Here is a 12,652-nt window from a genome sequence, read left to right on the forward strand (position 1 = left end):
ATCCCTCTTTGGTTCTGTTTTCAGGCCTTCAAAGTCCGGTGAAACAGGCGCGGGCAAGCCGGCCGATCGTCTCGAGTGCCACCGTATAGCCGGGAAGCCCGTCCGGCATGGTGAGCGGTACCCCGTCCGTGTAGGCGGCGAGGATGAAAAGCGGCGCGCCGTCGCGATAGACGATGCCCGCATCCATGCGCCCGCGCTTTCCCCTTCCGCCCTTGCTGGCGATCACCGTGTCGAAGGGAAGGCGCGAGTGAATTCCGTAGCGCAGGACCTGCGATTTCAGCATTTTCAGCGCGAAGGCCGACAGCTCCTGCGACATGCCGAGCCGCGCCGAGGCCGCGGCATCGGTCTGGGCGGCAAGGATCGTGTCGAGCAGCATCACCTGGTCGGCCGCCGTCGTCACCGTCACCGCGTCGAGCGGATGGTCGTGGGGCAGCGCGATCGGCGGGATCAGGAAGCGGTGATGGGTGCCGGTCATGCCGATTTCCGCGCAATAGACCTGAACCTCCTCCAGCGTCAGCCGCTCGAACACCATATGGGTGCAGACATTGTCGGAAAGCGTGATCATGCCGGCGATCGCATCGCGCAATGACAGCACCATGCCGGGCGTCATGTGGCGCAACACGCCGCTTGCCACCTGTTCGGCGTGGCGCGGCTCATAGACGATCTTCTCGTCGAAGCTGAGCCGCCCCTCCCCGATCGCCTTCAGCGCCGCCATCATGATCGAAATCTTGCGGGTGGAGGCGGACGGCGTTTCCTCGGTGGCGCCGCGCTCGATGGTTTCGCCAGTCAAAAGGTTCTTGACCTTGAAGCGGACGGTGAAATCCCGGGCATCGCAGATCTTCGCGAGATCGGCGGCCGTCGCTTCGGTCTTTTCGGTTGCTTCAGTCATTGTGTTCCTCCAGACGCCATTTGAGCTTCACGCCGCCGCTCTCGTTGAAATCGAGGGCCGGAATGGCCCGGAGCAGACGTTGCGTATAGGCATGCTGCGGGCGGTCGAAGATCTCGTCGCGCGGGCCTTCCTCAACAATCTTGCCGTGCTGCATCACGATCACACGGTCGGCGATCTGCTCGACCACGGAAAGGTCGTGGCTGATGAACAGGCAGGAAAAGCCGTGCTTCTTCTGCAGGTCGGCGAACAGCGCCAGCACCTGCGCCCTGACCGTCACGTCGAGCGCGGACACCGGCTCGTCGGCGATCAGCAGTTTCGGCTCGCGCACCACGGCGCGGGCGATTGCCACGCGCTGGCGCTGGCCGCCGGAAAGCTCGTGCGGCAGGCGGTCGGCGAATTCGCCGGGCAGGCCTACTTCGGCAAGGGTCGCAAGCGCCCGCCTGCGCCGTTCGGCGGAGCTCAGCCCCGGCATGGTGCGCAGTGCCTCTTCGACGAGCTTCACAATGGTCATGCGCGGGTCGAGCGAGGAATACGGGTCCTGAAACACCATCTGGCAATTCTGCCGATAGTGCGCCCAATCCCCTTCCCGCGGCTTGCCGTTGAACAGGATATCGCCCGCGGTCTGGTGGATCAGGCCGGCGATGGTGCGGCCGAGCGTGGTCTTGCCGGAGCCCGAGCCGCCGACCAGCGCCACCACCTCGCCCTGCCGGATATCGACCGAGACCCCGTGCAGGGCCCGCTTGGCCTGGCCCTTGCGAAACAGCGCGCCAGCCTTGTGGTAGTCGACGATCACGTTTTCGACGGAAAGCACCGGCGTATCGTCCGGCGGGAATGTCCGCGTTTCACCGCGCCCCGGCAGCGACGACAGCAGCTTGCGGGTATAGGCATGTTGCGGGTTGGTCAGGATGTCGTCGGTGGTGCCGGTCTCGACCACGACGCCCTTTTCCATCACCGCGATGCGGCTGGTATAGCGCGCCACCATCGGCAAATCGTGGCTGATCAGCAGAACCGCCGTGCCTTCGGCGCGGGTCAGCTCCACCATCAGTTCCATCACGTCGCGTTGGATCACCGCGTCGAGCGCCGTCGTCGGTTCGTCGGCGATCAGCAGCGCCGGTTTCAGCAGCATCACCGAGGCGAGCATGATGCGCTGGCGCATGCCGCCGGAAAACTCGTGTGGATAGGCCGACAGCGCGCCCTTCGGATCGACGATGCCGACCCTTTCCAGCATGGCGAGGATCGCGTCCCGGCGCTTCTCGCGGGTAAGCCCGGTGTGGAGCTTCAGCCCCTCTTCCAGCTGCCGCCCGATCACCATCGACGGGTTGAGCGAGGTCATCGGCTCCTGGAACACCATGCCGATCCGCGCGCCGCGCAGCGATCTGAGATCGCGCGGGCTCATGGTCAGCGTGTCGCGGCCCTCGAACACCGTCTCGCCGCTCACAGGCGTGATGCCGGCGGGCAGGAGCGACATCAGCGCGCGGGTCGCCAGCGTCTTGCCGGAGCCGGATTCGCCGACAATGCCGAAGATCTCGCCGGGGCGGACATCGAAGGAGACATTGTCGACGAGCTTGACGCCATTGCCGAGGGAAAGCGTCAGGTCGCGGACGGAAAGCAGAATATCCCTCATCATTTCAGCCCCCTCATGCGCGGGTCGAGACGGTCGCGCAGCGCGTCGCCCAGAAGATTGATGCCGAGAAGCGTGAGCGCGATGCAAAGGCCGGGAAAGACGCCGAGCCACACGGCCTGCTCAATGAACGGCCGGCCGGCGGCCAGCATGTTGCCCCAGGTAGGCGCCGGCGGCGGCACGCCGAGGCCGAGGAAGGAGAGCGCGCTTTCAGACAGGATCGCCCAGCCGAACATGGTGGTCGCCAGCACCGACATCGGCGCCAGGCAATTGGGCAGGATATGGCGGAACACCGTGTAGAACTCGCTGTTGCCCATCAGCTTCGAGGCCTCGATGAATTCGGATTCGCGCAGCGTCAGCACCACGCCGCGCACCAGCCGCGCCATCGACGGCGTGTAGGCAATACCGAGCGCGAAGATGATGCCGTACTGGTTGGCCCCGAAGACGGCGAGCAGGCCGAGCGCCAGCAGGATGCCCGGAAAGGCCAGCAGCGCATTGTTGACGGCCATGATCAGACCGTCCGTCAGGCCGCGCGTATAGCCGCTGACGAGGCCGATCAACGTGCCCATGACAATGGTGAAGGTGACGGTAAGCGTGCCGATCCACACGCTCGCGCCGGCGCCGACCATGATCCGGCTCAACACGTCGCGGCCGAATTCGTCGGTGCCCATCCAGTGGGCAAAGCTCGGCGGCTTCAGCCGGGCGACGAAATCGAGTTTGAGCGGGTCGTAGGGCGTCCAGAACGCGCCGATAAGGGCGACAACGAGCAGAAGGCCGATCAGGAAACCGCCGATCGCGGCATTATAGGAAAGTTTTCTCATTGTGCCGTCACCCGGGGATCGAACAGCGGATAGAACAGGTCGATGATCAGGTTGACGACAACATAGGAGAGCGCCACGAACAGCAGGCAGCCCTGGATGACCGGGTAGTCGCGCTGGAAAATGCTGTCGACCATCAGCCGACCAAGCCCGGGGATCGAGAACACGGTCTCGATCACGGCAATGCCGCCGAGCAAATTGCCGAGGATCAGGCCGATCATCGTCCAGGTCGGACCGAAGGCGTTCTTGAAGGCGTGACGCCACAGAACGGCCATTTCGGAAAGCCCCTTGGCGCGGGCGTGGGTGATGTAATCGAGCCGCAGGACTTCCAGCGTCGAGGCGCGGGACATGCGCAGCAGCACGCCCATCTCGTGCATCACGAGGGTTGCCACCGGCAGGATGATATAGATCAGCCCCTCGGTGAAATTGTCGCGCAGCGACACGTAGCCCAGCACCGGAAGCCAGCCGAGCTCCAGCCCGAACAGCAGGAGAAGCAGAAGGCCGAGCCAGAAGGTCGGGATCGAAAGAAGCAGCGTCGCCGTTCCGACAAGCGCGAGGTCCGTCACCGAATTCTGCCGCCACGCCGCGATAATGCCCGCGGGCACGGCCAGAATGGCCGCCAGCACCACCGCGATCAGCACGATTTCGCCGCTGATGACAAAGCGCGCGGCGACCAGCGGCAGCACCGGCTCGTCATTGATGATCGATCGGCCAAGGTCGCCGGAGAGCGCGTTCTCGCTCCAGATCAGGAATTGCTGCGGCAGCGGCTTGTCGAGACCAAGCTCGGTCTCGAGCGCGGCGATCTGCCGGTCATCGGCCATGTCGCCGAGCAACAGTTCCGCCGGATTGCCGGGAATGAGACGGATCAGGCCGAACACCGTGATCGATACGATGATCACCGTCGGTATAGCCATCGCGACGCGATGGAGGAAAAATCTGAGCATCAGAACCCCTCTGAGCCCTGCCCTTGCGGCGGCAGGTTGCTTATTGGCGAAAGTATGACGAAGCGAAAAAGACACCGCAACACTATGATAATTTTCATAGAGTTATGCAGCCGCGCTTACCGGTCGCCAGCCTCGCACGTCATTGAAAAACCGGCAGCGGAGGCAGTCTATCCAACCACTTGCGAACGCTCGATCTGGCGCTTCAGCGCAGCCATCAACCCCTTGGCGGCAAGCGACATCGGCACGCCTTCGGCGGTCGCGATCCCGAAGCGCTGCGTCAGTTTCGGCTCAAACGGTCGTTGCACCACGGGCAGGTGCTTGTAAAGATTGGCGTAGAAACTGCTCGCAAGCGCGATCCCCAATCCCTCGGCGGCATAGGCGCAGGCGGAGGAGTTGGAATGCGTTTCGATGCGCACGTCGGGACGGACGGCCTCGTTCTGCAACAGCCGGTCGAGCATCACCCGGTGGGCCCGCAGCCGGCCGAGCATGATCAGCGGCTCGCCGCGCAGATCCTCCGGCCGGATGACCTCGCGGGCAGCGAGGGGGTGATCGCGGTGCATGACGGCCACGCTTCGCCCCTCGGCGACGATCTCAAGCCGGATGCCCGGACTGATCTCGCCCTCATGGCGCAGGAAGCCGAAATCGATCACCCGCTGGTCGATCATCCGCTGGATGGTCATGGTTGTCTCGAAAAAAGTCTCGACCCTGACGCCGGGAAAACCCTCGCGATAATCCTTCAGCATGGCGGGCGCGAAATTCTCCCACATGCTGCTCGGCAGGCCGATGCGCACCGCCTCGGTTTCCGACGCGCCGGTGCGGATTTCATCGGCAAGCTGGCTGAAACGCGCCAGGTTCAGCAAAACGGTCTTCGCCTCCGCCTCCAGTGTGCGCGCCTCCGGCGTCGGCACCAGCCTTCCCTTGACGCGCTGGAACAGCGTCAGATCGAGATCGGACTCCAGTTGCTGGACGAGACGGCTGACGCCCGACTGGCTGAGCCCCGTGCTCTTCGCCGCCCCCATCGTCGAGCCCGTCGACAGCACCGCGCGAAAGACCTCGAGCTGTTTTATGTTCATTGCATCCATCTCTGTCTGAACTGTCATCTTATAAAAAGCTGCGCCACCGTCTAGGTCCGGCACCGATTGACCGGCTTTTTTGCGATGAGATTCACGCCCGACGAAAAGGCCTAAAGCGGGCGACATTCTACTGGCGGGCGGTCGCACGGGCGTAATCGCGCATCCGTACGGAACATAGCCCCTCCCCCATCCATTTGAGAGGTGATGGTTCACGCGAGCGGGCCGTCATCGGATCGAAGGATAAGCCGCGCGATGCAGCAACTGGCCGACAATTTCTGGACTTTCCGCGGCGATTTCAAAATTGCCGGCGTGATCAATCTCGGCACCCACATGTCGCTCGTGCGGCGGGCGAACGGCAGGTACCTGCTTCTCGACAGCTATGACATTGATGAAAGCGACCGCGATGCGTTGCTGTCGCTGACGGATGGCGGCCGCGCCATTGAAGCGGTCCTCAACGTCCACCCGTTCCACACGCTTCACTGCGCCGCCATCCATGCGCTTCTTCCCCATGCCCGGCTTTTCGGCACGCGCCGCCACCACAAGCGGGTGCCGGATCTGCCTTGGGAAGCGGGATTTATCGAGGACGCCGCGACGCAGGATGCGTTTGCCGGGGACCTTGCCTTTTCCGTGCCTGAGGGTGTCGACTTTGTCTGCGACGACGACAGCGTCCATGTCGCCTCGGTGCTGGTTCGCGACCGGCAGAGCGGCATCGTCCATGTCGACGACACGATCAATGTGCTGGCCGCGCCCGGTCTTCTCGGCAAGCTGCTGCCGCAATCGAAACTGAAGTTCCATCCCCAGCTTTCAAAGGCGCTGCAGAAGCGGCCCGGCGCCGCCGACGACTATGCGCGATGGGCGCGCGATATTGCTGAAGACTGGTCAGGCACCCCGATCGTCTGCGCCGCCCACTCCTCCATCCGCAAGCTGCCGCGGGACGGCTGGCGAAGCGAGGTCCTCGAGGCCCTGGCGGCCGTCGAGACAACCCTTTCCAAACACCGCAGCGAACACGGTTGATGTTCGTTGCCAGACAGAAAAACCGAAACACGAGGAAACACTCCCATGTCCAATTCTCTGACGACCATCAATCCGCTGACCGAAGAAGAGCTAAAATCCTATCCGCAGATGTCGGACGAGGAAGCCTCGGCCGTCGTTGAAGCGAGCCACACGGCGTTTCTCGAATGGCGCCTGAAACCGCTTGAGGAACGTGCAAAGGTCATCTCGGCGATCGCCGAGGAAATGCGCAAGTCGAAGGATGAATTCGCCAAGCTGATGACCGACGAGGTCGGCAAGCTGCTCAAGGACAGCCGCGAAGAGGTCGAGCTCTGCGCGGCGATCTGCGATTACACCGCCAAGATCGGTCCGGACACGCTGGCGGACGAGGAACGCGAGGTCGAAAGCGGCAAGGGCATCGTCACGCATTCGCCGATCGGCGTGGTCTATGGCATCCAGCCGTGGAACTTTCCCGCCTATCAGGCGGTGCGCTATTCGATCGCGAGCCTGATGGCCGGCAATGGCGTGCTGCTGAAACATGCCTCGGCCTGCACCGGTAGCGGGCTGTTCCTGCGCGATCTCTACGAACGGGCCGGCCTGCCCAAGGGGCTCTTCGGCGTTCTGCTGATCTCGCACGACCAGTCGGACAGGGTCATCGAGGACGAGCGCGTGCGCGGCGTGACGCTGACGGGCAGCGACAAGGCCGGGCGGGCCGTGGCCGGCAAGGCCGCCGAACTGGTCAAGAAGACCGTGCTGGAGCTCGGCTCCAACGACGCCTATCTGGTGCTCGACGACGCCGATCTGGATCTGGCGGTAAAGACCTGCGTTCAGGGCCGCATCTACAATAACGGCCAGACCTGCGTGAACGCCAAGCGCTTCATCGTGACCGAGAAGAATTTCGACGCCTTCGTCAAGGCCTATGCCGAGGCCTTCGAGGACATCAAGATGGGCGATCCTTCCGAGGACGACACCGAACTCGGCCCGATGGTGACAGAGGCGCAGCGTGACAAGCTGCACAAACAGGTCGAGGAAAGCATCGAGAAAGGGGCCCGGCTTGTGGCTGGCGGCAAGATCCCGGATCGCAAGGGCTGGTTCTATCCGGCAACGGTGCTTGCCGATGTCGCACCCGGTCAGCCCGCCTACAAGGATGAAATGTTCGGTCCCGCCGCCTCCATCATCCGCGCGAAGGATGAAGAGGACGCGATGCGGATCGCCAACAGCAGCCGTTACGGTCTCGGCGGCGGCATTTTCAGCCGGGACGTCGAGCGCGCCCGCAAGCTGGCGGCGGATTATTTCGACACCGGCATGGTGTTCATCAACACGTTCGATGTCGCCTACCCGACCATGCCCTTCGGCGGCGTGAAGACCTCCGGCTATGGCCGCGAACACGGTCCGGAAGGGCTGAAGGAGTTCGTCAATATCAAGTCGATCCGGATCGGCTGATCGACCAGGACGCCGAAAAGGGCCGGAAATCCGGCCCTTTTCTTTGCGACGCACCCGTTTTTTTTCTTGCTCGCTGTCAGAAGCTGAGACTTGCCTTGGCGGAGAACATGTGGCTCTCAAGGTTTTCCCGGAACTCGCCCTCATAGGCGGCTTCGAAGGTGAAGCGGTCATCGGCAAAGGCCGTCACCGAAACCCGGCCGATAAAGGCATCGGCGCCGATATCCGCCCCCGCGACATCGAAGTCGCTTCCGAAAATGCCGAGCGTCGAGGAGCGGCCGGTATCGCCGTAATCATGCCGCCAGCCGGCGCTGATCGCGGGCATAAGCCGTACGCCATTATCGAAGCTGATATCCTTGGAAAGCGCGACCGCCAGCGTGGTCTGGGTTTCGTCGAACGTCTCCGAGGGAATGGCAAGAGCGAAGTTGCTGCCGCTTTCCTGCATGCTGTCACGGTGAAACGCGCGGTAGCCGAGCGTTGCCGATGGCGTCAGCGTAAACGCGTCCATGTCGAGGTCCGAGAACGCCGCAGCCTCGATGAACCCGCCGGTGCCATGGCCGCTGGCGGACGCCGTGGCCGAATATGCGCCAAGCGCGGTGATCCGGCTGGTCGACAGGTCGCCGTAGCTAAGGCCGGCGCGGCCGGCAAAGGTCATCATGCCGGCATTGATGCTGCCGTAGAGTGCCGCCTGATAGGTGCCGACATCGCCGGAGCCGTTGGCGTTCGCGGACACATCGGCATATTCATAGGAGGCGGCGACGCCGGCGACGCCCTGGCCGAACCGCCAGTCATAGCCGAAGACCCCGTTGCCGCCAGACACATCGTAGCCCGAAAGGCCGTTTGCCGCACCGACGCTGGTCGAGAGCGAATTGCCGCTCGCCCAGAGCGTTCCCTCGCCGGCGGAGCGGTCGCCCGTTCCGGCAAGACCGTTCGTCAACTGCATCTGTCTCGTGCCGACGGCATCCGCAAACCTTCCGACGGCGCGCACCGCGGTCGTTCCGATCTCGGCATGCAATTGTCCGGTCATCGACGGAAGACCGGCCGCCAGCGCGTCGAGATCGGCCGCATAGAGCGTGTTATAGGCGTCGTTATAGGCCGCGTCCGGACGCACACCCGCGGCCGGCCGCGCCATGTCGATCGCGGTGCCCAGCGCGGTTTCGTTTACCGTGCCGGCGATGCCGAGGGCGGCGAGATCGCCATAGCGTTCCGGCGTTGCCGCCAGCGACAATGCATTGTCGAAATAGAGCACATCGAAACGCGTGTTTGCCGCAAGGCCCGAAGCCGGCTGGGCGAGACTGTCGAAACTGCCCGCAACGCTGCCATTGGGCGCGGAAACGAAGGTGAAGAGTTCGCCCGGCTGCGGCGTAAAGCTGTTGGTCGCGGAACCCGAAATGCCGCGCAGCTGCGGGGCGAGCGTGCCGCCCGCGGTGAACACATTGCCGCTGCCGGCAAGGATCAGGCGGTCATAATTGCCGGCGCCGTTGCCCGTTCCGGTTCCGTCGACCTCGATCGTCGCCACGGCCGAAGAATTGAGCGTGACATCGCCATAGACGGTCAGCGTTCCGGGCGAATTGCCCGGCGACAATTCGCCGGAGACATCGATATCGCCCCTCACGATGCCGACGCCGCCGAGCGTGCCCTTGCTGCCGACCGTCAGAACCGGCGTTGCCAGCGCGCCATCCACCGACAGCAACCCGCCGGTGACCGAACTGCCACTCTTGAAGGCCGCGGCGCTGGCAATCTCGAGCGTGCCGCTGCCCTCCTTGTCCAGGCTGCCGTCGCTTTCGAAGGAGACAAGCCAGGTCCTGTCGCCATTATCTGCGCCAACGGTGTAGACCCCGTCCCCGCTCATGCCGACCGGCCCGACGGAAAGCGCGCGGTCAAGCCGGAGCAGGCCATGGCCAAAGACGGCATCGACGCCCTCGGCGCCGAGATCCTCGGCGGTCATGAACAGGATGTCGACGATCTTCGCCGGCGAGAAGGTCGGATAGGCTTCCGTCAGCACGGCCACGGCGCCCGAGACATTCGGTGCGGCCATCGAGGTTCCGCTGTAGTCGGCATATCCGCCCATATCCTCGGGAACCGTGGAATAGATGCCGCTGTCGACGTGATTGGCCTGTCCGCCGCCGGGTGCGGCGATACACCATTCCATGGCGACGCCACAGTGGCTGGAATAGTCGGCAATATGGTTATAGGCATCGAGCGCCACGACGACGACGATGCGGCCGCGCTCGATCCCGTCGGCCTTCTCGGCCGCGGCCAGCGCCTCGGCGGTCGTGAAGCTCAGATCAAGCCCGGCACCATGATCATCATAGATCAATGCGCCTGCCGAATTGGTCGCGCCCTCGTTCTTCGGCTGAATGAAGGGGAAAAGGCCGCCGCCCGACGGATTTTCCGCGTAGACAGGGGCTCTGAGCATCTCATTGCCCGCTGCCACGACCAGGATCTGGCCGGCATCCATATTGGCCCTCATAGCCCTGGCTTCGGCCATCAACGCTTCCGGATCCTCGATGTCCCAGTTTAGCGCGCCAGGATCGGACCGGGGACCGTAGCTCATATTGATGGCGGCGATGTCGTCAAACTGGGCAAGGTAGCGGGTGGAATCGATGACAGACCCCTGCATGTTCCCGGATAGGGGATCGCATTCATCGTAGAGCACGCTCGGACCGCAGCTTTCAAGTTCGTCGAAGCTGAAGTCCTCGTAAACGCCGCCGCCGAGATCGACCGTCACGGTTCCGTTGCCATGGGGGATGGCCTTGACGGCCAAAATCCTCGCATCCGGCGCGACGCCTTCCATGCCGAAGCCGTTATGACCGGCCCCGATAATGCCGGCGACATGCGTGCCATGGCCGTTGACGTCGTAGGAATCCGTCCAGCCCTGCTCAAACGCGGCTTCGAATTCCTCAAGCGTAATGGTCGCGCCCTCAATTTCCCTGTCGACCCAGTGAAGATAGGTCTTCGACCGGTCATCGACGCGGCCTTCAAATTCCGGGTGCACCGTGCCGTCGGGCCGCACATCGAGGCCCGTATCGATCACACCGACGAGGACATCCTTTCCGGTAAAGCCGAGCTCGCGCGCCGTCCGGGCATGGATGGCATCGAGCGAATAATTGCGCTGGAACTCGCTGAGCGCGCTTTTGGGAATATCGGGATTGCCGCCGGGATAAGGCTGAGCCCGCTCCCCCGGCGCAGATGTCAGCGACTGAGAGGGATAGACGTCTGCCAGATGCCGTCCGCTCTCGACCGCGCGCGCGATGTTCTGCGCCAGGTCCGGGCGCAGGCCGATGGCCGTTGCCTTGATCTGGTCCGCGCGATCGGGCGTCAGCCGGGTGTTTTCAACAATGCTGGCAAGGAAGGAGGTCGTGCCGTAACCGGCGGCCTGACCGAGCGCATCCTCGATTGCCGATTCAGAGAACCACGATTGCGTGGCTGCCGGGACGCTGGCTTCTGCGGCCAGAGCCGGGCTGAATGCGGGCGCTATCAGCGCCGAGGCCATGAGAAGAGCAAGCGTGCGGCAGCGCAGAACCTTGCGGCCACGAGCGTGTGAAGCAGTACCAGGAAACATTGTTGACCCCCTGTTTCTCCCGGACCCTCACCCTTCAAAAGGCGGAATCCGGTTGTCCTTGCGCGAACGCGCGCAGTTTCCCGAAACCTGGCCACCCCTGTCGCCAGTCCCGGACGCGATCTCTTTTCCGGGAAGCGGCGATACCCGCTGCCCGGACCGATCATTTTTGACTAAAGGAAGGCAGAACGCCTGTATCGCCCGCACGTCCCCAATGATGTGCAGAACGTACCGAAATGGAGTTCGTGGAACGGAATTCAGGTTCGCGTCAGACGCCTGCAAACCATGCAGGCCAGGTATATCTTGTCGGGGCGCCGGGAGCGACGGACATCGCGGCCGCGTTGCGTCGCCGCCTGGCCTCGCCCGGCGTCATGCCATAGCGGCGGCGGAAGGCCCGGATAAAGGCGCTTTCGGACTGGAACCCCACCGAGGCGGCAATGGCATTGTTGTTGAACGGCAGTGCATGGGGATCGGTGAGCTTGTGATAGGCCGCTGCGAGCCTCCGCTCCCGCACGAAGGCCGCGACGCCGCCATAGGGCTCGAAATGGCGATAGAGCCTCGTCCGCGAGATGCCGAGGCGGGCGGCGATATCCTCCACCGTCAGATTTTCGCTCTCCAGGTTGGCGTCGATATGCCGGCGCACCTCCTGCAGCACGCTTTGTTGCAGCAGGGACGTCTGTTCTTCCGAAAGCTCGCGGCCGTTATTGATGACGGCGGCAAGAAAATGGACCAGCGCCGAAAACACCCGGGGACCGTCCGCTGCCCGGATGGCAGGGGCCATGCGATAGACATCCAGAACATGGGTGCGGAACAGATGGGCGAGCGGCGTGTCGCGGCGCACGCGCCGGTAATGCAGACCATCGGGCTCGTGCAGCAGCGGCGCGAGTCGTTCGCGCGGCACGGCCAACGCCATCAGGTCGAAATCCTCGTTGACGGTGTCGAGCGGCTCGGCATTGTCGAAGATACAGATGTCGCCGGCATCGAGAATGACATCGCCGCGTGCGGAGCGCGCGTGACAGCGCCCCTTGAGGAATATCTGGATCATGTAATTGTCGACGCCGTCGCGGCCGATCTGGGTGCGGCTGCGCGAAAAGGCCTGCTGAACGCTCGCGCAGCGCCCCAGCGTGCCCGCGCCAAGCAGGAAACCGTTCACTTCGGCGCGGAACGGTTCGTCCGCGGCGGCATCCAGTGTGGGCAGGTAGAGCTGGCTCATGGCGTCGCGCCATTCCTGATAGTCGGTGCTCGCAAAGACGTCGTTTGGGACGACGTCCTCCTCCATTGGCTTGACTGTGGTCTCTTCCGGCAATTTGCGTCT

General features: G+C 63.6%; 9 protein-coding genes. 2 read left to right on the forward strand and 7 right to left on the reverse strand.

Going from position 1 to position 12,652, the window contains the following annotated elements; genetic code table 11:
* Positions 1-28: 28 nt before the first annotated feature.
* The 5 genes from V6767_RS02400 to V6767_RS02420 all read right to left on the reverse strand — a co-directional run bounded on the left by V6767_RS02400 (position 29) and on the right by V6767_RS02420 (position 5,345).
* Positions 29-889, reverse strand: coding sequence for a serine hydrolase (locus V6767_RS02400; RefSeq protein WP_448471954.1), 861 nt, complete (start codon positions 887-889; stop codon positions 29-31).
* Positions 882-2,516: an ABC transporter ATP-binding protein gene (locus V6767_RS02405; RefSeq protein WP_448471955.1), complete on the reverse strand. Its 1,635-nt coding sequence runs from the start codon at positions 2,514-2,516 to the stop codon at positions 882-884. Before V6767_RS02405 ends, V6767_RS02400 begins: the two co-directional genes overlap by 8 nt.
* On the reverse strand, positions 2,513-3,331 hold the full coding sequence (locus V6767_RS02410; RefSeq protein ID WP_448471956.1) for an ABC transporter permease: 819 nt from the start codon (positions 3,329-3,331) through the stop codon (positions 2,513-2,515). The genes V6767_RS02405 and V6767_RS02410 overlap by 4 nt, the downstream gene beginning before the upstream one ends.
* Positions 3,328-4,272 (reverse strand): ABC transporter permease, encoded by a 945-nt coding sequence (locus tag V6767_RS02415; protein ID WP_448471957.1) that lies wholly within the window; start codon positions 4,270-4,272, stop codon positions 3,328-3,330. Before V6767_RS02415 ends, V6767_RS02410 begins: the two co-directional genes overlap by 4 nt.
* Positions 4,273-4,439: 167 nt before the next feature.
* Positions 4,440-5,345: a LysR family transcriptional regulator gene (locus V6767_RS02420; protein WP_448471958.1), complete on the reverse strand. Its 906-nt coding sequence runs from the start codon at positions 5,343-5,345 to the stop codon at positions 4,440-4,442.
* Between the two features lie 252 nt (positions 5,346-5,597).
* Between V6767_RS02420 and V6767_RS02425 the strand changes: the two genes are divergently transcribed.
* Together V6767_RS02425 and V6767_RS02430 are read left to right on the forward strand one after the other, a co-directional pair.
* Positions 5,598-6,359, forward strand: coding sequence for a hypothetical protein (locus V6767_RS02425; RefSeq protein WP_448471959.1), 762 nt, complete (start codon positions 5,598-5,600; stop codon positions 6,357-6,359).
* A gap of 45 nt (positions 6,360-6,404) precedes the next feature.
* A complete protein-coding gene (locus tag V6767_RS02430) occupies positions 6,405-7,778 on the forward strand; it encodes an NAD-dependent succinate-semialdehyde dehydrogenase (RefSeq protein WP_448471960.1) in 1,374 nt (457 codons plus the stop codon).
* A gap of 76 nt (positions 7,779-7,854) precedes the next feature.
* Here V6767_RS02430 and V6767_RS02435 read toward each other — a convergent pair whose 3' ends face one another.
* Positions 7,855-11,340: a S8 family serine peptidase gene (locus V6767_RS02435; protein ID WP_448471961.1), complete on the reverse strand. Its 3,486-nt coding sequence runs from the start codon at positions 11,338-11,340 to the stop codon at positions 7,855-7,857.
* 265 nt (positions 11,341-11,605) lie between these two features.
* Positions 11,606-12,643 carry a helix-turn-helix domain-containing protein gene (locus V6767_RS02440; RefSeq protein ID WP_448471962.1) on the reverse strand — a complete coding sequence of 346 codons (1,038 nt, stop codon included), beginning with the start codon at positions 12,641-12,643 and terminating at the stop codon, positions 11,606-11,608.
* Positions 12,644-12,652: the final 9 nt, after the last annotated feature.

This window comes from Martelella sp. FLE1502 (assembly GCF_053484255.1).